This is a genomic window from Candidatus Ponderosibacter sp. Uisw_141_02 (assembly GCF_048087665.1).
In the GTDB taxonomy this organism is placed as follows: domain Bacteria; phylum Pseudomonadota; class Alphaproteobacteria; order Puniceispirillales; family Puniceispirillaceae; genus UBA3439.
The window spans coordinates 1,025,000-1,044,914 of sequence record NZ_CP159807.1 but is presented as its reverse complement, the minus strand read 5'-3'; the positions used below and the strand labels follow the sequence as shown (position 1 = coordinate 1,044,914).

Genomic DNA, 19,915 nt, shown 5'->3' with positions numbered 1-19,915 from the left:
GCTTAATAATTGTCGAACTTAGGTACAATCAAATGATCCGCAAACTCACCCTATTCTCCGTCTGTGCTTTTGAGATCGCATTGATCTTTTTTGCGGGGATACAGTCGGTCAGCAGCTATTCATTTGAGCCATTCGAGAATGGCGTTGGAATCCTCTGCAAAACCATCAAGAAAAAAGACAATAAAGAACCCTTGTTCTTTTTGTTTGCTGAAGATCGCCAAATCGTATCCCGTCTGAGATTTGAAAAAAATCATATCCGTTTGAGCGAAACCCTTAAAACCGAGATCAGCGCAAATTCAATTTCTTGGCTTGACCGAGAAGGCTTTTCAAACACGCGCTATCAGCTAAACCGCACAACATTGGAACTGTCAACCAATCCCGGCAAACGCGCTTGCGAGGCAATGTCTGCAACATCCCTAAAGGAAAAAGCAGATGATTACTTATTATCCAGCATGGGCGGCAATAAGATTTAACCCAAATTCATGATGTCGGCTTCGATTGATCGAAACAATAATGGGATCTTTTATGATGTCTGACGCCACCGGAGTTGATGCAACAATGTCGCAAATTTACGTTCATCATGAGATTAGTTGCGCGCCACGGCACTGGTCAGAGGTTGCCGAACAGGTTCAAAATTCCAGCCATTTCGAAAATTCTGTTGGAAACGCTTTTCTCTATGGAATCTGGCGAAGCCAAATTGGTCTTCCAAGAGATGTTTTGACGATGATTTCTGTTTGGCCAGATACAAAAACCGCATCATCACGATCAGATGATATTCTCAGCGGTTTGAGATTCATAAACAACCACAAAACAAAGTTTCTTACCCCAACATTACGCCCAAAAACGAGCGAACCGCCGGTGAAACAAGGAAATTATGCCTTTCGTTGGTTCGAAACCCCAAAAGAGAATTACGACAAATTTTTACAGCTTTGCGAGGAGGCTTGGTCATCTTTTGAAAGCAGCTTTGACTCACAAGTAATTGGACTTTGGCGGCAACAACCAATCGACAAAGATAGTGTATCAACCCTTCTGCTTACCCGAAGACCCGATCTATCAATGTGGGAGAGATCCAAAATACCGAAAACGATAGAAGAAAAAGCCACCCGCGAAAAACTAAGCCGTCGTTATGATTTATGCGATAATACAGTTGTTTTCACAACAACGCTGATCACCGCGCGTGACGCCAAAGACACTGTGAGTTGGAGCTAGACACCGCGTCTTAAAAGCGAAGCCATTCTGCTTTTGCTAGCTAGCACATGCTGGCATCCGCCCAGTAAAAAAGGGCTGGGACAAGGCCTTTCAGGCACAAAACCCGACCAGCCCTTCCCAGCCCATTGATTATTCACGCGTTGTTTATAAGGCTATTCGGCCGCCAAACTCAACGGTTGACGGCTGTCAGTGTAATACTCCACCGCCGCGCCAACACCTGAACCGGCCTGGAACGGAATACCTGCATCACGCATCGCCATCTCAACGCCGCCCAATGCACGCAAAACCATCGTTTCATTTAGCCAGCCCAGATGGCCGATGCGGAAAACCTTGCCAGCGACTTTGCCAAGCCCACCACCAAGCGAAACGCCGTAATTATGGTAGGCCGCACTGATAACGTCATTCGCATCAAAGTTTTCAGGAACAATGATCGCTGTCACTGTATCCGAGTGCCATTTTGGTGCTACGGCGCAATTTTTCAAACCCCAAGCATCAACCGCAGCCCGAACACCCGATGCCAACCGGTTGTGCCGCGACGCAACATTTGCCAATCCCTCGCTGTGCAACATATCGATTGAAGCCCGCAATCCGCGCAGAAGCGTTGCCGCCGGCGTATAAGGGAAATAGCCTTGATCATTCATTTTCATCATGTCTTGAAAACTGAAATAACCTTTTGGGAAGCTTGACGTCGAACAGGCCTGTAACGCCTTGTGGCTAACACCGACAATGCAAAGCCCTGTTGGCATCATAAAGCCCTTTTGCGATCCCGATACGGCAACATCAACGCCCCATTCTTCCATCCGGAAATCAAGGCTTCCAACCGAGCTGACTCCATCGACAAAAAGCAAAGCGGGATGGCCAAGATCGTCCAATATCTGGCGAACCGCTCTGACATCACTGGTAACACCTGTTGCGGTTTCATTGTGACAGACGAGCACTGCCTTGATTGCGTGCGCCTTGTCATTCGAGAGCGCAGAATGATAATCATCAAGCGGAACGCCCTCGCCCCATGTGACATCAAAATTCTGCACATCCAGTCCAAAATCTCGGCACATAGTCACCCAAAGAGTTGAAAACTGACCAAATGACGAGGTTAGAACCTTGTCGCCGGCTGACAAAAGATTGCTAATCGAAGCCTCCCAGCCGCCTGTTCCCGAACCCGGAAACACGAAAACGCGACCAGTTTCAGTCCGGAAGATCGTTTTTAGATCAGCGAAAAGCGGCAGCGTGAAATTTGGAAAATCAGGGGCGCGATGGTCTTCAAGCGGAACTTCCATTGCGCGCTGCACTTCATAGGGCATATTTGTCGGGCCAGGTACAGCCAATGTTTTGTAGCCAATCATAACTTCCTCCGTGGCGTTGAGAAAAAAATCATGAAACATTCTTCATTTAATTTCACGAAAAATGGTGTTATTGTGTATAGTGTTTATTTAACAAATCTATTTTTTGTTAATTTGTTAATACGCTGAATGGAGCCTTCAAACTATGCAAAAAACATTTATTGGAACCCAATTACGCCAGCTCCGACGCGAGAAAGGCCAAACGCAGGTTGAAATGGGACGCGTGCTTGGGGTCAGCGCCGCTTATATTAACCTTCTGGAAAAAAACCAACGAAGCCTATCAGTTTCAATTTTGATGGCCTTGGCAGATAACTACAATGTCGATTGGCGCGATGTTGTGATGGATAAAAGCGCAAATCTGCTATCTGACTTGCGCAACGCAATGCAGGACCCCCTATTTGCAGCAAGACAGCCCGATCTTCACGAAATGCGAGCCGCGGTCGATCATGCGCCATCGCTTGTCCAGAATTTCCTAAGACTTCACCAAAGCCATCGCACGGCCATGGATAATGTAATGAAATTCGGCAATGAACGCATGCCAACCGAGTTGCTGACCGCCTCACCTGAGGCAATCATTCACGACTTTTTTCGAGATCATTTCAATTATTTTGATGTCCTCGAACAAGCCGCCGAGGCACTGAGACGCGAACAGCCGAGCCAGCCATATGAAATGCAAAGCATGCTTCAACAACGTCTTTTTACCAAACATGGCATCGTTGTTGAGACACAGCCTGTTGAAAAAATGAAGGACTCACTTCGTATTTTTGATGCTGAGGCCGGCATTATTAAACTTTCCGAGGCCTTAGATTATCAAAACCGCACATTTCAGCTAGCCCATATTCTATGTTTTGTTGAGTCTGAAACCATCTTAAACGACATCACATCCGACAGTAATTTCGAATCACAACGCGCTCTTGCCCGCTGTCATGTTGAACTTGCAAACTATTTCGCGGCGGCTCTACTGATGCCCTATGACGCTTTCCATGCGATGGCGGAGCAAAGCAAATATGACATTGACCGAATGGCCTCGGCCTTTGCCGTTTCATTCGAACAGGTCTGCCAGCGTTTAACCACCTTGCAACGCGAGACCAAACGCGGGGTTCCCTTTTTCTTTCTGCGGGTTGATAAGGCTGGCAATGTCACAAAGCGCTTTAATGCCACAAGCTTTAACATCGCCGAACATGGCGGATCATGTCCTGTTTGGAATCTGCATACGGCGTTTCGGACGCCCGGGGTTATTCTGCCGCAATATGTGGAACTAACCGATGGCGAGAAATTTTTTACTCTGGCACGAACCACTGAACGTCCTGTTTTCTCAATGCAGACCCAAGACCGCCGACTGGCGATATCGCTTGGTTGCGATATCAAACATGCAAGTAAATTGATCTATACATCGGCATTTCCAAAGCCAGCCAATGACGCCTTCAGCAAGATCGGCATTAACTGTCATCTATGCCTCAGACATAACTGCTCACAACGGGCGCATGACCCGTTGTTCATTGAGCTCAACACCGACACAACAAGGCGTGGTGAAACCCGCTATGAGAGTTAATTTTTCAGGGTTTGAATGCTGAATGAAAGCGGATGTTTGGTTGTCCTTTTCGCAAACATCCCTGTTTGTCCAGACCGGCTCAGCAAAGCCGCCGCGGAAAAACCAAAATCACGCTTTTATCGCCACAAACCGAAATTTCATGCTATTTTGCCATGTGCAAAACATAATCGAACAGTGCCAAACGATTGCAGGATTGAGATTTGTCGCAAGATTATGACATCAATGAGGTGATTGAGATGGCCTTGTCCGACCATACCAGCTTTGGCGACATCGAAAAGCTGTACGGGCTTAGTGCGGATGATGTAAAGCGCATTATGCGCCAAAATCTGAAACGCGGCAGCTATGAAGCCTGGCGACGGCGTGTCCGCAAATTTTCGGACCGGCGCGAACATTACAAATAGCCCACATCGGTCCAAAAACCGTAAATCGGCTAGAAAGCCTAATCTAGGCGTCCATCTTTATAGGCTAGCCACAATTCATGCAGCATTTCTTCGGCTTCTTCGTTCGACAGGAATTGGGGCTTTTCCTCGAAACTGCTAAAGACCTTTCCGACAAATTCCTCGGCGGAATTCGAGCTTGGCAAAAACATCTCTGCCTTATGCAGAAAAATATGCAGATCAGTTGCCCATTTTTTTACTTCCTGATTTAAAATCATCATATCCCCCAATTAAGACCAAATTGTCATGCAATCATGGTCAAGATTGGGCGGCAAATCAATGTTTGCTGTCAAAGATGCCAAGCTTTACGCCATAATCAACCGCGATGCCGTAATCTGGGTCATCGTCACTATCGACGATCAACTGCCCCGATTTGGATAAAAGCCGATGACAATCACGGGTAAGATGGCGAAGCAATAATGTCTTTCCAGCGGCATCATATTTTGCCGCAACATCTTCGATGGCCTGCAACGCCGATTGGTCAACAACGCGCGATGCCGAGAAATCAATAATCACCTTATCAGGGTCATTGTTGATATCGAATAATTCATGGAAACTTGCAATCGAGCCAAAAAATAGCGGGCCTTGGATATCATAGACCAAAGCGCCCGCTTCGCGTACCGATGGGCGGGTCGAAGCATCAATCCGCTTGGCAGCATTCCACGCATAAACCAGCGCTGACATAATTACACCAACAACAACCGCAACCGCCAGATCTTCAGCAACCGTAACGCAGGTCACAACAATCGTCACCAGCGCATCCGCGCGGGGCACGATCAGCAGGCTTTTAAGAGAATTCCAGGCAAACGTGCCAATAACCACCATAAACATCACGCCGGTCAGCGCTGCAATCGGAATCATTTCGATCACCGGACCGGTATAGAGAATAAAACATAATAAAAACAGCGCCGCGACAATGCCTGAAATGCGGCTTCGGCCACCCGATTTCACATTGATCATCGACTGGCCAATCATCGCGCACCCACCCATGCCGCCGAAAAAGCCCGTGCATAGATTGGCCGCACCCTGCGCCAAACATTCCTGTGACGCACCGCCGCGTTGATTGGTCATTTCGCCAACAAGGTTCAGCGTCAGCAGGCTCTCAATCAACCCGATGGCCGATAGGATCAAGGCATAGGGGAAAATGATCATTAAGGTTTCAATTGTCATTGGCACCATCGGGATCGCAAAGCTTGGCAAACCGCCCGACAGGCTAGCAAGGTCTCCAACACGCTGCACATCAAGATCAAACCCAAGAACAACAGCCGTCACAACACCAATGGCAAGCAAAGGAGCCGGTATAAGGCGGGTCAGACGCGGCGTTACCCAGATCAAAACCATTGTTGCGACAACCAACCCGCAAGTCAGAATTAATGTGTCACCCGATAACCAGTCACTTTGACCCGCACTGTTGGTGATTTTGAATTGATCAATCTGCGCAAGGCCGATCACAATGGCCAATCCATTAACAAAACCAAGCATCACCGGATGCGGCACCATGCGAATGAATTTCCCCCATCGCATCGCACCGGCAAATAACTGCAAAATCCCCATCAAGATGACCGTTGCAAACAGATATTGAACGCCGTGTTGGGCGACAAGCGCAACCATCACCACCGCCAAAGCACCGGTTGCACCCGAGATCATTCCCGGCCGCCCACCAAAGACCGCGGTGATCAACCCAACAATAAAGGCAGCATAAAGCCCAACAAGCGGGGCAACACCAGCGACAAAGGCAAAGGCAATCGCTTCGGGAACCAATGCCAGCGAAACCGTTAAACCCGACAGCACATCCAAATTTATTTGACGAAGGCTCAGACGTTGCGGGGAATTGGCATCATGCGCGGTTCCAAGCAAAAACTGTGGTAACCGGGAAAAAAAACTAGGGCGCAAAAGAATCTCGCTTTTTGATCAGTGAAATTAAGCCTTATAGAGACTTTCCCTGATAAAGCCACCGCCGATATGGGTTTGGTGATGTGACATTGGTAATTTTCGCCAAAATGCCAACTTATTTAGCTGGAAAAACCAGCTTTACAGATGCACCGGCTTACCATGCGGGGTTTGCAAATAGGCGTCGCGCCATTGCGCCTTAATAGATGCCAGCATCTCGGCATCGACAAGCCCTTTTTCCTGCATAAATTCGATCAAGGTTTGGAGCCAGATTTGATAATAATCATCACTGCCATCAAGCCCCTCACCCACGCCAATCTTGACCATTTTTGCCGCCGCCAGATTTTCACCAAACCGGCCTGCCCATTCCGGCCAATCAAAATGGCCGCCCTCATTCAAATGAACGGCAAGGGCAAACACTTCGGCATGCCAAGGCGCGTCAAAGGCTTGTTCGGGTGATGGCTGCATCGCCGCCACGCCGGTTTCCCCCTTTTTCATCATTCGAGATATGGGGTCTTTTGGCAATTGTCCGGTCATGTCAATGGCTCAAGATAGCTTTGCCAGCAATCAACAATCACACGATCGCCAGCATCGCCATCCGGCCATAGGTTGGCGCTGGAAAATTCAACCGAATAAAGCGGTTCGGGACATTCACCCAGAAAATGTGCATTGCTGTTCGGCAATACATGATGGCCATGAGAAAACAGAATCACACCAATTTTGTCCGCTGCATAATGCGGCAACCTTGTATGGCCTGGCATTTGCCGCTTGGTGGCATCGGGCAAGCGTGTTCGCACTTTCTGACCTTGCTGAAACAATGGTTTAGCTACTTCTGGGCGCGAGGCCTTGGCACCTGCTGCCAACATCGCCAGCACCCGATCAGCGCCAAGCGCCGCAGCATGAAGCGGCTGTTTTGTGCCAGATGGTAATCCATTGATAATCTCATCACGCGTGACAAACCCTTTGGCAACAAACAAATTGGTCAATGCAGCAAGCCATTTTTCATAATAGCTAAAAGACTGATAATCTGTTTTGGGCAGGTTTTCTCGCCAAAATCGTGACGTATCAATGCTCCACGCCCCCATCGCCCCGCCAGCAACGGTTAGTCCCAAAACGCGCTTGTGCCACGGTTTGGCAAATATCGGGTCATCTGGCTTATCGGGTATGATTGGCCCTGCCGGATCGCCGCCCATATCATAATGCGGTTTCATCTTGCGGCCAGTCATGTCTTGGCCGGGGGCTGAGGCAAGCCAGTGCCGATCATGGCATTACGGTTTACCCATAAAGCCAGTTCGCTTTTATCAAGGCCGTGGCTTTGCGCGGGCTGCATTGGCAATACCAGATATCGGATTTCGGCGGTTGAATCCCAAACACGAATCTTTTGCTCAGGCGGGATTATCATACCAAATTCAGCCAAAACCTGTCTTGGTTCACGCACCGCACGACTGCGATAGGCATCGGATTTATACCATGCTGGCGGCACGCCTAAAACTGGCCATGGATAACAGCTGCATAAGGTGCAAACGACAAGATTGTGGCAATCAGGCGTGTTTTCCACCACGACAATATGTTCACCTTGCCGTCCACCAAAACCAAGGTCAGACAAAATACCGTCGGTATTGTTGACAAGCTGCGCCTTGAATGCCGGATCAGACCAAGCGCGTGCGATCAACCCAGCGCCAATTTGCGGGCCGATATGATGTTCATACCGGTCGATGATCGCATCGACTGCCGCCGGATCAATCAGTCCCTTTTGCACCAAAATTGTCTCAAGCGCCTTGACCCGCAGCGCAGGCTCGCTTGGCAATAGAGAATGGGCATCTTCATCATGGTTATCATGGGGCATGCCAAAATCCTAGCATCTGAATTTGAGACAAGTCCAGAAATGAAAAACTGCCTAAACTCAAAAACAGATCACGAAAATGCTTTATCGGTACCGCTTGGCAAAATCGTCAAAAGCTTTATGGTATTTTTCATCATCAGTCGGCTTTTTCGCCGGTGATAACAGTTAATATAGGTGCGTAAATGCAAGCGAGACTCGACGGGCGTAACGCGATCATCACCGGCGGCAGCGCCGGCATTGGTAAAGCCATTGCCAAAAATTTTCTGACCTCAGGTGCTAATGTCGCAATTGTGGCACGGCGACGCGATTTTCTGGATGCAGCAAAGGCTGAAATCGAAGCCGAAGGCGCAAAAGCCGGCAGCATTGGCAAAGTCATTGCGCTATCTGCCGATATCCGCCGCGATGATGAATGCACCGCCGTTATCGACAACATTATCGCTGAATTCGGCAAGATTGATGTTTTGGTGAATAATGCAGGCACATCGCAACGTGGCGCGTTTCTCGAAGTAAGCGACGAAGTTTGGCAAGATGATCTTGATTTGAAATTATTTTCCGCAATCCGACTCAGCCGTTTGGTCATTCCGGGCATGCGGGAACGCAAATGGGGTCGCATCATCAATGTTCTGAATCTTGGCGCAAAAGCCCCAAATGCAGGCGGCGCACCAACCGCAGTCAGCCGCGCTGCGGGCATGGCCCTGACCAAGGTTCTGGCAAATGAAAATGCCGGCTTTAATATTCTGGTCAATGGTCTTCTTGTTGGCCGCATCCGCAGCGATCAATGGGAAAAGCGACATGCCGCCGACCCGCGCGGCCTAACCCTTGAAGAATGGTATGCTGACGCTGCTCAAGGCTTGAATATCGGGCGGTTTGGCACGGCTGAAGAATTTGCCAATATGGCAACATTTCTGGCCTCAGATGCCGGATCCTACATCAATGGAACGGCAATCAATGTCGATGGTGGCAGCTCACCAGTCGTCTAGCTCCAAAAAGCCCCCAAGAAAAGGCCAGTGCGAAAGGCCAGTGCGAAAGGCCAGTGCGAAACCGGCTTGTTTCAGGTTGCGCTGGCCTTTTGCCGAACGCGTTCACGGTGAAAGGCGTAAACGCCCATGCCAATCACGATACAGCTTCCCAAAATCGTCATTTGATCAGGCAAATTTCCAAAAAGCAAAAAGCCGAATAAAATCGCCCAGATCATGCCGGTATAGCGAAATGGCGCAACAAAGCTAATATCCCCATTACGCATGGCCATCACGGCAAATGAATAGCCGCAAGTAATGGCGATCGCAGCTACAAACACAATCATGCCCATTGACCAAGATATTGGCGTCCAGCCCGTTGTCACCGTCATGGCCCCGCCAAACAGAAAAATCGGAATAGCCGAGACAAAGGCAACAAACAGCGATGGCACCGAATGGTCAAGACGCCGCGTAATTGCATCACGCAACGTGATAAACCCAACCGCAACCAGTGCCAGAACAGCATATTCGTTAAAACCATCACTTCCCGGGCGGATGATAATCAAAACCCCGATGAATCCAACGAGAATGGCGCTCCACCGACGCCAGCCAACCACCTCGCCAAAAAATACCGCGGCAAACATTGTCACGGTCAGCGGCAATGATTGTAAAATGGCGGTAATATTGGCTAACGGCATATGCGCCAAAGCGTTTAGAAACAACATTGTCGAAATAAGCTCGGCAAAAGCACGAACAAGGATCACTCGCCAATTTCGCCAATCAATGCGGATAAACAGGCTTTTGCGAAAATAGGCGATCACCGCAAGAAGCGGAACCGACACAAGCCCGCGCATGAAGATACCCTGTTCAACCGAAATGGTTTGAAACAGAAATTTCATTAAGGCATCATTCCCAATGAATGACAGCATGCTGACCGCCATAAAAATGGCACCAAAAACATTATCCGTTAATTTCATTCTCGGTTTCACCCAATGGCGGTTGCGATCGCAACATGATGAAAAGGTCTGCCCGCCCGCTTTGCCGAAATTCTATCGACTATTTGCTTATGCGCTTGAATTTTCGATAAAACAACAAGAAACCATATCGGAACTCACCGCAAAATTTGCAAAAATCACGCGCTATTCTTATCGATAATGCAAAAGTTCTTTTCCAATTACCCCCTGCAAAAACAATCTAAAACGAGTAAATTATAGCTACGTGATTAGTTGATGGTTTGGCCGCTGGCAGCCATCAGGCACGCCAAGATTTTTGAAAATGCCGAAAAAGCCTTTTGGCGTTGGCAAACTGGAGTCCTTTGATGTCAATTCGTCCTGTTAAAATGTCAAGCGAAGCACGCCCAACAACCGAAGGGGCTGGCGTCCATCTTCACCGCATCTTCGGATTCGGCGACACCAAACCATTCGATCCTTTTTTGATGATGGATGATTTCCGCAATGATGATCCTCATCTCTACAAAAACGGGTTTCCGTGGCACCCGCATCGCGGCATCGAGACCATCACCTATGTTTTAAAAGGCACGGTTGATCATGGTGACAGCCTAGGCAATGTCGGCACGCTTGGTAGCGGCGATATTCAATGGATGACCGCCGGCTCGGGCATTATTCATCAAGAAATGCCAAAAGGCGATAAAGCTGGTGCTATGCATGGCTTTCAACTATGGGCCAATCTGCCATCATCGCAAAAAATGACAACGCCGCGCTATCAGGATATCAAATCGCAGGAAATTTCCGAGACGCTTGATGATGATGGCAGTAAAATTCGCATCATTGCTGGAAATTACCGTGGCTATAAAGGGCCGGTTGACGGCATTGCCGCTGATCCACAATATCTGGACATCACCCTTCCCCCACGTTGTTTCAAACGGTTTCCGTTTGATACGCGGCGACAGGGCTTTGCCTATATTTTTGAAGGTAGCGCGCGCTTCAAAGATGCATCAAACCCGTTTGGCATCAAAGTCGAGAAAGAATTTCAGGGTGAAGAGCTGGAAATTCGTGATTTATCGGGCAACCGTACATTGGTGGTTTTTGGAGCCGGTGATGAAGTTGCCGTCACCTCGGGCGATGAAGGCGTTCGATTCCTATTGATTTCGGGAGCGCCACTTCGCGAGCCTGTTGCCTGGCACGGGCCGATTGTGATGAACACACAGGCCGAGTTACAAACTGCCATGCGCGAGTTAAACAATGGTACCTTTATCAAAACCGGTGCCGCTGGCTGGTAAGCCAGCGCGGTTTGAAAACGGGTCATGCAAGATCATTCACCGCATTAAACAGATATAAAAGATCGGGCAATTTCGATGCGTAAAATTCAATCCCAAGGGGTTCATCACATCACTTTAGTTGGTGCAGACCGCCAGACATCCATTGATTTTTGGGATGGCGTTCTTGGGATGGCTTTTGTGTTTGAACAGCCAAATCTAGATAACCCAAACGAAGGCCATCTGTATTTTGATCCGGGTGATGGCCGATTAATCACCATTTTCACTGATGAGACCCGCACCACGAAAATGATCCGCCTTCCCCAGAATCCGGGTCAGGTGCATCACATAGCCTTTGCCGTGTCTCAGGCAAGTTTCTGGCAAGCGGTTGACCGGCTTGACCAACGCAAGGTCAAACATTCGGGGCCAAAAGATCGTGGTTTTATGGATTCAATCTATTTTCGCGACCCGCTTGGCCTGTTGATTGAATTGGCATCATACCGGTTTGAACCGCCAGCCGGTGCGACCCATACCGATGTCTTGACCGCAGCGCATCATATCCGCGTTGCCGCTGGTGCTGCAACGATTGACCAAAATCATATTGCCGATGCAATTGAACAAATTGCCCATGCCAAGGCGCAATCATTGTCATCAGACCGCAGCGCCAAAAACCCATTTTAGGCATTTTGGATGCCCTACACCGCGCCATGAGTCGGGTTATCAATGGTCAGGTTTATCTTTGGCCGGTTTTTGCTGTGCCGATCTATTATGGGCACGCGCAAATTGACGGCCCGTGCGAAGCGCCTCAATCCCCATTTTGCCATGGAGTTGATCAACCGCCGCTTCAAGCCGGTTGCGCTTGTCATCATCACCACCTTCAAGATCAAAAAGCCGCGCCTCAGAAGGTTCGCCAAGATTATCAACACCAATTCCTATTAATCTGTATGAATTCGATTTTTTAACTTCAGGACGCAAAAGTTCACGTCCAATATCAAACAGATGATAAGCCTTGTCGATCCGGCTTGGCACGGTCCGGCTTCGGCTGATAATTCGGTGGTTTGACCGCTTTAATTTAAGCGTCACCGTACTGCCTGCCAGCTGCTTTGCTTTCAACCGTGCCGACAGTTTCTGGCATAGAAATTCAAGTTCGGTTTCCAGCGCAGCAAGATCGGACAAATCTTTGGCAAAGGTGGTTTCATTCGAAATTGATTTTGTTTCGCGTTCGCTTACGACGGGGCGCGGATCAATGCCTTTGGCGAGATTCATCACTGTTATTGTCTGGCTGCCAAGCGCCGTTGAAAGCGCCTTTGGATCGCCCTCGGCCAGATCATGGCAGGTAAAAACACCAATCGCATCCAGTCGTGCAATTGCCGATTTGCCAACCCCATACAAAACCGAAACTGGCTGCGGTGCAAGCCATGCCGCTGCTTCCCGCGTGCCAATGACAAAAAACCCATCAGGCTTATCACGATCAGATGCCATTTTGGCAAGCGATTTGGTGCCACTCAGCCCAACCGAAACCGAAATGCCAATATCACGTTTAATTTCCTGTTGAAGCCGGTGCAGCGCCTCGGCCGGACTGGCACGATGCAGCTTTTGCGTACCAGCAAGATCAAGAAAAGCCTCATCAATTGACAATGGCTGCACCAAGGGTGTTAAAGACAGCATTTTGTCGCGCACCTGCTGGCCAATATCAACGTAACGGCTCATTCTTGGCCGGATCACCACCGCATCAGGGCATTTTTTCAAGGCTTGCCATGCTGGCATTGCCGAACGCACACCGAATTGACGGGCGATATAGCATGCCGCTGCAACAACCCCGCGATCACCGCCACCAACAATCACTGGCCGATCAGCAAGCGCCGGATTATCCAGCTTTTCAACTGACGCAAAAAACGCATCACAATCAATATGCGCAATGGTCAGGGTAAATAGATCAGGATGGGTGCGAATATGGTTTGACTGGCAAGACGGACAGGCGGTTAATGGCACCGCGCTGCCAACATGCCCAGCAGTTCCGCAATTGCGGCACAACATGGCATAGGCTGCGGTTTCCTGAAGACCGGCCATGACGCCAGCACCCCTCCTTTTGCCAGAATTAGTTTTCTATTCTGGCATGTTTTAACCAATCACCAGCGCCAAGCCACCCCCCGGACGAGGCCAATCACGATCACAAGGCCGATGCCCAGCTATTCTCTAGCTAAAGGTCACGGCGCGTGCATATTGATCTGGCACTGATGATGTGCTGCGAAGCGCCTTTGCCGCGCGCCATGTCCAATGCGGATCTCGCAAAAACTCACGCGCCAAGGCAACCATATCAGCCTGTCCAGTGCGGATAATCGTTTCAGCCTGAACGGGGTCGGTAATCATCCCAACTGCAATGATTGGCATTGCCACCTCATCACGAATTTGTTTGGCAAGATCGGCCTGATACCCATAGCCAATATTGATTTTCTGCGCCAATGAATTGCCACCGCTCGACACATGAAGCGCGGCACAGCCAACCGCATCAAGTGCCTTGGCAAATTCGATGGTCTGTTCAACATCCCAGCCGCCATCAACCCAATCAGAGGCCGACACACGAACCAGAACCGGCATATCGGCAGGAACAGCCGCTTTGACAGCGTCAAATATTTCCAGCGGATAACGCAGTCTGTTTTCCAGTAAACCACCATAGGCATCATCGCGTTGGTTGCTGATCGGTGACAGGAATTGATGAAGAAGGTAACCATGGGCAGCATGCAGTTCAATCGCGTCAATGCCAAGCTTGACTGCGCGTTTTGCCGAATCAACAAAGGCCTGTTTGATCCGTGCCAAACCTGCATCATCAAGCGCCTCAGGCGTATGCCAGCCATCGGCAAAAGGAATCGCTGATGGGGCATAGGTTTGCCAAACATCCTGTGACAAGGCATTGCCGCCTTCCCATGGCCGCTGTGACGAGGCTTTACGGCCAGCATGGCCAAGCTGGATACCGATCTTGCTTTGACCAACTGATTTGCAAAAATCAACAACCCGCTTTATCGCGGCTTCATTTTCATCTGAATAAAGCCCTGAACAGCCATGCGTGATGCGCCCTGCTGCCTCAACACCAGTCGCCTCGATAATGATCAGCCCCGGGCCACTCATCGCAAACTGGCCAAGATTTGCCAGATGCCAGTCATTAATCGTTCCCTCATTTGCCGAATATTGGCACATTGGCGCGACCACAACCCGGTTGGCAAGCGCCAGACCGGATAGTTCAATCGGGGTAAATAAACAGCTAGACATAAATTTGCTCCTAGAAATAACAGTAACCGGACAGATAATCAGACCAGTTTAGCATGAAACGCAACGGCGCTTTGGTACGAGGATTCCTTTGAATTGACTAAGCAGATTGCCAGTCGAATAGATAGTCAGATCGTCAACGATATCATATCGCCGTGAGCCCGATTGTAGCGGCGTCACAAGCATAATACCACTAAATCCGGCGCATATTTTGGGCATAGACAATGGCTAATTGACACTACGCTGCTGATGCTCACGATAAAATGAATAAAGACCGCTTAGAACAACAAGGATTGTGCCAAATCCGGTCCAGCCATCTGGCCATTCGCCGAATAGCAACGCCCCCAATAAAACCGCCCAAACCAGCCCGATATATCGAAATGGCGCGACAAAGCTTAGATCGCCAAACCGCATGGTCATCACCTGAAAGAAATATCCCGCAGCAACGCTAAGCCCGCAGAATGACAAGATCAGCCAGTTAAAGGCAGAAATTGTCTGCCACGGTATGGTCGCGGTCATCGCGCCACTAAACAGGCAGACGCCGATTGCCGTAAACAGCGCCGCAAACAGGGCTGGCACACGATCCTGCAAATGGCGCGTCACCGCATCATTGACTGTGGCAAAGGCCACCGCCCCAACGGCAAGCGTTGAATAGCTATTGAAATCATCGGTTCCCGGGCGGATCACCATCAACACCCCGCAAAACCCAATCACAACCGCGCTCCAGCGCCGCCATCCAACCACTTCACCCAGAAACAGGGCCGCCACCACAATCAGCGATAATGGTACGATCTGCATAATGGCTGAAACATTGGCAATTGGCATATGGGCAAGTGCCGTCAAAAAACAGCTGGCCATACCAATTTGTGCCGCAGCGCGGATCGACAAAAGGCCAAAATCAACCATACTTGGTCGAACCAATAGGCAATTGCGATACCATGCTAGGCCAGCAATGATTGGCACTGCCACCGTGCCGCGCAAAAACATCGCCTGAAACACCGACATATCAACAAACAGAAATTTCATAAAAACGTCATTCGTGACAAATGCAAAACGCGCAATTGTCATCAAAATGGCGCCCTTAATGTTGGCAGATACCATCAAAAGACCCAGTTACCTCGTTAACGCGGCTCATTAAGCCGTGCAATCGGCGTTAGGGCAATAGCTTTTCGATATAGCGCGGCAGGCTGAAAGCGGCTTTATGAACCGATGCGTGTAATAGTCAAGATCAAGACCAGCCGCTTCAAGACACTTGGTTAGAACGGCAACATCAACATCCCTTGCTTTGCTGCTATCACTGCCCCAGCCAAAGGCCATTGGACCACCTGCATAGGTTGGTATGCTGGCAATATAGGATCCCCAATCGGCAAAAAGCTGTTGAAAGGCGCACATCGTGCCGGTCAATTCGCTTGGCTGCATGAACTGAATGCAATATTGTTGATATTTTTTATAATGGAATTTCACCAGTGCGATTCTATCTGTCCCGATCGCCTGATTACGGCGCCTTTCGCAAAAGAGACTTGACCCCAAAGGCTGGATATGGAAAAGCCTGAGGCCAACGATGTATTCGCCTTGGTTTATGGCTATTGTCATGGGTACCGCCCGACATGGTTGAACATTGCAGAACGAGGATAAGATGGAAAATTTGAAAGCGCTTGGTCAAGCCGCCAAACAGCCAAACAGCCCAGAAGAGGCCGAACTGGAACGCGTTCCCAATCCTCATCCTGACAGCAATTTTGTTGCCCGTTTTACCCAGCCCGAATTCACCTCGCTTTGTCCGGTGACAGCGCAGCCAGATTTCGCGCATCTGGTGATTGATTATATTCCCGATCAATGGATGGTCGAATCAAAATCGCTGAAACTTTATCTTGGCAGCTTTCGCAACCATCAGGCGTTTCACGAAGCCTGCACCGTTGATATAGCGAAAGAACTGATCGCACTTTTATCGCCAAGGTGGATTAGGATTGGTGGCTATTGGTATCCGCGTGGCGGCATTCCGATTGATGTGTTTTGGCAGCATGGCACCATTCCTGAGGGGACTTGGGTGCCTGATCAAGGTGTGGCTGGCTATCGCGGACGCGGCTAGGCCTGTTGACGCCGCACCACATAGCTGCACAGCCGGTCAACCGACGTATGCAGCAACAGGGTCAAAACCGCCAAGACGATCAATGCGGCAAACATTAAATCAATTTTGGCGCGGCCATTTGCCAATAGCATTAGATAGCCAAGCCCCTGTGACGCGCCAACCCATTCGCCAATGATTGCGCCAATCGGCGCATAAACCGCAGCCAACCGTAATCCCGATGCCAATGCCGGAATGGCGGCTGGAATACGGATATAACGCATAATCTGCCATGGCCGCGCCTGCATGACCTTTGCCTGATCAAGCATGCCGCGCGGCGTTTGCATCAAACCGTCAAAAAAGGCCGACGTCACCGGAAAATATATAATCAGCAAGGCCATGATGATTTTAGGCCATAAGCCATAGCCAAGCCATAGCGTTAAAACCGGTGCCAAGGCAAAAACCGGCAAAGCCTGACTAAGAACCATCATCGGCCGCACAACAACGCGGGCGATCGGCGACTGCGCCAGGCTGATCGCCGTTGCCACCCCAAGAACCGCACCAAGAAGCAAGCCGATCATCACTTCGGCCATGGTGACGCTGGCGTGATGCGCAATCAATCCAAGATTGCCAGCCAAAGCCATGCCAACGCGTGCCGGAGATGGCAGGATAAAGGCAGGCAAGCCCGTCAAAACAACAAGAAGATGCCATAAAGACAGAATGAACATAGTCACCCCGATGATGCGAAGCGCGCGCATCATGACGTCTCACGAAGCAGCCGCAAAAGCTGACCCTGACAGGCCAGAACATCCGGCGCATCATAGGGGCGTATCACCGGCGATGATGGCGGGGTAACGCTGTGTAATCCGGTTGCATTCATCACGAAAATCACATCACCAAGCCGTGCCGCCTCTCCGGGGTCATGCGTAATCAAACATACGGTTTTGCCAGCAAACAAACCTGCGGCCAATTCCTGCATTTCCGCACGAATTTTGGCGTCAAGCGCCGAGAAAGGCTCGTCAAGCAAGACAATCGGCCTGCCTTCCATCAAGGTGCGCGCCAAGGCCACCCTTTGACGCTGGCCACCCGATAACGCATTTGGCTTTTTATGTCGGTGCGCGGCAAGGCCAACCTGCACGATCAGCCTTTCAGCCCGATCACCATTAACCGCATCCCCACGAAGCCGACTGCCAATCACGATATTTTCGAAAACATCAAGCCACGGCATCAGATTATCGGTTTGCGCCATCAAGCTTATGCGGCCAGTAAGCGGTTGACCATCGCTTGTCTTGATAGATCCAACATGATCAATATTATCGCCCAGCCCTGCCAGCAGGCGCAAAATAGTTGTTTTGCCAACGCCAGACGCGCCAAGAAGGCAGGTCCATTTCCCCGCGGCAACATCAAGATCAAGTGGGTCAAAAACAGACGTTCCGGCAATTGCGGCACTGCCATGAAAATGCAACGCCGGGCTGTTGGACATGAATGCCCCCTGCCCCATTTTTTGCATCTCGGCCAATTTTGCCCTGCTGCCTGTCACCTGTTAAGCCCCATTTGCCAAAAGCCGGCCTCAAGCCTTGTGGCTGTGGCAAAACGCTGGCAAAGCCCAGCCCAACGCGGACTTTTTGTCGGTTGATCACCAAGCCGGCGTAAAACCGCATTATCAATCAATGTTCCTACATCGCGGCAAACCTGCTGATAATCCTCGCCACCATAGGTTTTGATCCAATCAGCATAGGTGGCGTCATGATGTGCGGCCAGCAGCCTTGCGCCAATTTCACCATAACCAAGAACGCAAGGTGCCAAGGCAGCCATCAGATCCAGAAAATCACCTGAATGGCCAGCATCAAGAACATAGCGCGTATAGGCCAGATTGGCGGTTTCTTCGGTGGCGGAAAATAATGTGGCCTCGTCAATGCCTGCCGCGGCGCAAATGCGGATATGCAAACCGATCTCGTCATTGACAAGCGCATTCACTGTCGCCGCGCAGGCGCGCATTTCAGCAACATCATCGGCCTTGGTAACGGCAAGCGCCCATGCCCGAGAAAAATGGATCAAAAACAGATAATCTTGAACCAGATAATGCAGAAAGGCCGATTTGGGCAGCCTGCCACTGCCCAAATCAGTTACAAATTCATGGCAAACATAATCGTGCCATGCTGTCCTTGTTGCCTTACGCCAAGCGGCAAAGCTATGACCATATTCCGTCATTGTGCCCCCAGATCAATCGCCAGTTCCGATACAGGACGAATATCCTTTAACAGACCCGCCTCTTTCAAAAAGCTTTCAAAGCGGCTGTAACGGCCTTCATCCAATGCCTCGGGACGCAAGGCAAAGCGTGGCAGAGTGTCTTTCCATGCGCGGGCATTCAATTCATCGTCCAATTCCTTGGCGGTGCCTTTGAAAATTTCCCAGCTTTCCTGCGGATGATTAACGATGAATTGCGTTGCAAGCTCGGTTGCCTGCAAGAAACGGCGGACAACATCCTTATTCATACGATCGGGATTGGCGACATAGATCAATTCGTCATATGCCGGAAGACCTTCTTCTTCAAGATAGAAACAACGTCCCGGAACCCCTTCGATATCCATCTGATTTAATTCAAAATTGCGAAAGGCGCCGATCACTGCATCAACCTGTCCTGACATTAATGATGGCGACAAGGACCAGTTCACATTCACCAGTTCAATATCCGTCATCGACAGGCCGTTCCGTGCCAAAATCGTTGTCAACAGGGCTTCTTCAACACCAGCAACGGAAAATCCAACCTTTTTTCCTTTTAGATCAGCAATGGATTTGATCTTGCCGTCTTTTAGCACTAGCAGACAATTTAGCGGTGTCGCTACCAAGGTTCCAACCCGAACAAGGGGCATGCCCTCGGCAACTTGAAGATGCAATTGCGGCTGATAGGAAACGGCTAGATCAGCCTTTCCAGCTGCCACCATTTTTGGCGGATCAGCTGGATCGGCCGGCGCGATCACCTCAACCTCAAGGCCGGCATCGGCAAAATAACCCTTTTCCTGAGCAATGATAATTGGCCCATGATCAGGGTTGATAAACCAATCCAGCAAAAGCGTTATCCGATTTTGCGCCTGCAACGGTGTGCTTAGCAATAAACAAAATAAAACAATAAGATACTTTTTCATC

General features: G+C 49.8%; 23 protein-coding genes. 8 read left to right on the top strand and 15 right to left on the bottom strand.

Annotation, left to right across the window (positions count from 1 at the left end; translation table 11 throughout):
• Positions 1-32 precede the first annotated feature (32 nt).
• Both ABXT40_RS05330 and ABXT40_RS05325 read left to right on the top strand, forming a co-directional pair.
• Positions 33-473 carry a hypothetical protein gene (locus tag ABXT40_RS05330; RefSeq protein ID WP_443646795.1) on the top strand — a complete coding sequence of 147 codons (441 nt, stop codon included), beginning with the start codon at positions 33-35 and terminating at the stop codon, positions 471-473.
• 55 nt (positions 474-528) lie between these two features.
• A complete protein-coding gene (locus ABXT40_RS05325) occupies positions 529-1,209 on the top strand; it encodes a hypothetical protein (protein WP_443646794.1) in 681 nt (226 codons plus the stop codon).
• Between the two features lie 152 nt (positions 1,210-1,361).
• Here ABXT40_RS05325 and ABXT40_RS05320 read toward each other — a convergent pair whose 3' ends face one another.
• Positions 1,362-2,552 carry an aminotransferase class V-fold PLP-dependent enzyme gene (locus tag ABXT40_RS05320; protein ID WP_443646793.1) on the bottom strand — a complete coding sequence of 397 codons (1,191 nt, stop codon included), beginning with the start codon at positions 2,550-2,552 and terminating at the stop codon, positions 1,362-1,364.
• Between the two features lie 142 nt (positions 2,553-2,694).
• Here ABXT40_RS05320 and ABXT40_RS05315 point away from each other — a divergent pair, with 142 nt between their 5' ends.
• Positions 2,695-4,101, top strand: coding sequence for a helix-turn-helix domain-containing protein (locus tag ABXT40_RS05315; RefSeq protein WP_443646792.1), 1,407 nt, complete (start codon positions 2,695-2,697; stop codon positions 4,099-4,101).
• Positions 4,102-4,337: 236 nt separating this feature from the next.
• The gene (locus ABXT40_RS05310) at positions 4,338-4,502 is read left to right on the top strand and encodes a DUF2805 domain-containing protein (protein ID WP_443646963.1); all 165 of its coding nucleotides are present in this window, start codon (positions 4,338-4,340) and stop codon (positions 4,500-4,502) included.
• Between the two features lie 38 nt (positions 4,503-4,540).
• Here ABXT40_RS05310 and ABXT40_RS05305 read toward each other — a convergent pair whose 3' ends face one another.
• The 5 genes from ABXT40_RS05305 to nthA form a co-directional block, all read right to left on the bottom strand.
• Positions 4,541-4,756, bottom strand: a complete 216-nt coding sequence (locus tag ABXT40_RS05305; RefSeq protein ID WP_443646791.1) for a hypothetical protein — start codon at positions 4,754-4,756, stop codon at positions 4,541-4,543.
• Between the two features lie 58 nt (positions 4,757-4,814).
• Complete coding sequence (locus ABXT40_RS05300; RefSeq protein WP_443646962.1) at positions 4,815-6,356, bottom strand: SulP family inorganic anion transporter; 1,542 nt, start codon at positions 6,354-6,356, stop codon at positions 4,815-4,817.
• A gap of 213 nt (positions 6,357-6,569) precedes the next feature.
• A complete protein-coding gene (locus tag ABXT40_RS05295; protein ID WP_443646790.1) occupies positions 6,570-6,965 on the bottom strand; it encodes a nitrile hydratase accessory protein in 396 nt (131 codons plus the stop codon).
• On the bottom strand, positions 6,962-7,654 hold the full coding sequence (nthB, locus tag ABXT40_RS05290) for a nitrile hydratase subunit beta (protein ID WP_443646789.1): 693 nt from the start codon (positions 7,652-7,654) through the stop codon (positions 6,962-6,964). Before nthB ends, ABXT40_RS05295 begins: the two co-directional genes overlap by 4 nt.
• A complete protein-coding gene (gene nthA / locus ABXT40_RS05285) occupies positions 7,651-8,274 on the bottom strand; it encodes a nitrile hydratase subunit alpha (RefSeq protein ID WP_443646788.1) in 624 nt (207 codons plus the stop codon). Before nthA ends, nthB begins: the two co-directional genes overlap by 4 nt.
• A 179-nt stretch (positions 8,275-8,453) precedes the next feature.
• On the opposite strand from nthA, the gene ABXT40_RS05280 reads away from it, so the two are divergent.
• Positions 8,454-9,251, top strand: a complete 798-nt coding sequence (locus ABXT40_RS05280) for an SDR family oxidoreductase (protein WP_443646787.1) — start codon at positions 8,454-8,456, stop codon at positions 9,249-9,251.
• A 71-nt stretch (positions 9,252-9,322) separates the two neighbouring features.
• On the opposite strand, the gene ABXT40_RS05275 is transcribed toward ABXT40_RS05280, so the two are convergent.
• Positions 9,323-10,204 carry a DMT family transporter gene (locus tag ABXT40_RS05275; protein WP_443646786.1) on the bottom strand — a complete coding sequence of 294 codons (882 nt, stop codon included), beginning with the start codon at positions 10,202-10,204 and terminating at the stop codon, positions 9,323-9,325.
• Between the two features lie 341 nt (positions 10,205-10,545).
• On the opposite strand from ABXT40_RS05275, the gene ABXT40_RS05270 reads away from it, so the two are divergent.
• Both ABXT40_RS05270 and ABXT40_RS05265 read left to right on the top strand, forming a co-directional pair.
• Positions 10,546-11,466, top strand: a complete 921-nt coding sequence (locus ABXT40_RS05270) for a pirin family protein (RefSeq protein WP_443646785.1) — start codon at positions 10,546-10,548, stop codon at positions 11,464-11,466.
• A gap of 75 nt (positions 11,467-11,541) precedes the next feature.
• Positions 11,542-12,123 carry a VOC family protein gene (locus ABXT40_RS05265; RefSeq protein ID WP_443646784.1) on the top strand — a complete coding sequence of 194 codons (582 nt, stop codon included), beginning with the start codon at positions 11,542-11,544 and terminating at the stop codon, positions 12,121-12,123.
• Positions 12,124-12,162: 39 nt separating this feature from the next.
• Here ABXT40_RS05265 and ABXT40_RS05260 read toward each other — a convergent pair whose 3' ends face one another.
• From ABXT40_RS05260 to ABXT40_RS05245, 4 genes are all read right to left on the bottom strand, one after another.
• A complete protein-coding gene (locus tag ABXT40_RS05260) occupies positions 12,163-13,512 on the bottom strand; it encodes a DNA polymerase IV (RefSeq protein WP_443646783.1) in 1,350 nt (449 codons plus the stop codon).
• A 126-nt stretch (positions 13,513-13,638) separates the two neighbouring features.
• On the bottom strand, positions 13,639-14,709 hold the full coding sequence (locus tag ABXT40_RS05255) for an NADH:flavin oxidoreductase/NADH oxidase (protein ID WP_443646782.1): 1,071 nt from the start codon (positions 14,707-14,709) through the stop codon (positions 13,639-13,641).
• 225 nt (positions 14,710-14,934) lie between these two features.
• Positions 14,935-15,807 (bottom strand): DMT family transporter, encoded by an 873-nt coding sequence (locus tag ABXT40_RS05250; RefSeq protein WP_443646781.1) that lies wholly within the window; start codon positions 15,805-15,807, stop codon positions 14,935-14,937.
• A gap of 33 nt (positions 15,808-15,840) precedes the next feature.
• On the bottom strand, positions 15,841-16,125 hold the full coding sequence (locus tag ABXT40_RS05245) for a hypothetical protein (protein WP_443646780.1): 285 nt from the start codon (positions 16,123-16,125) through the stop codon (positions 15,841-15,843).
• A gap of 217 nt (positions 16,126-16,342) precedes the next feature.
• On the opposite strand from ABXT40_RS05245, the gene queF reads away from it, so the two are divergent.
• Positions 16,343-16,792, top strand: a complete 450-nt coding sequence (gene queF / locus ABXT40_RS05240) for a preQ(1) synthase (protein WP_443646779.1) — start codon at positions 16,343-16,345, stop codon at positions 16,790-16,792.
• On the opposite strand, the gene ABXT40_RS05235 is transcribed toward queF, so the two are convergent.
• From ABXT40_RS05235 to ABXT40_RS05220, 4 genes are read right to left on the bottom strand one after another with little or no spacing between them, the layout of a single operon-like run.
• Positions 16,789-17,529: an ABC transporter permease gene (locus tag ABXT40_RS05235; protein ID WP_443646778.1), complete on the bottom strand. Its 741-nt coding sequence runs from the start codon at positions 17,527-17,529 to the stop codon at positions 16,789-16,791. The genes queF and ABXT40_RS05235 overlap by 4 nt on opposite strands.
• Positions 17,526-18,251, bottom strand: a complete 726-nt coding sequence (locus ABXT40_RS05230; RefSeq protein WP_443646777.1) for an ABC transporter ATP-binding protein — start codon at positions 18,249-18,251, stop codon at positions 17,526-17,528. Before ABXT40_RS05230 ends, ABXT40_RS05235 begins: the two co-directional genes overlap by 4 nt.
• A 53-nt stretch (positions 18,252-18,304) precedes the next feature.
• Positions 18,305-18,979 carry a thiaminase II gene (gene tenA, locus ABXT40_RS05225; RefSeq protein ID WP_443646776.1) on the bottom strand — a complete coding sequence of 225 codons (675 nt, stop codon included), beginning with the start codon at positions 18,977-18,979 and terminating at the stop codon, positions 18,305-18,307.
• The gene (locus tag ABXT40_RS05220; RefSeq protein WP_443646775.1) at positions 18,976-19,914 is read right to left on the bottom strand and encodes an ABC transporter substrate-binding protein; all 939 of its coding nucleotides are present in this window, start codon (positions 19,912-19,914) and stop codon (positions 18,976-18,978) included. Before ABXT40_RS05220 ends, tenA begins: the two co-directional genes overlap by 4 nt.
• Position 19,915 lies beyond the last annotated feature (1 nt).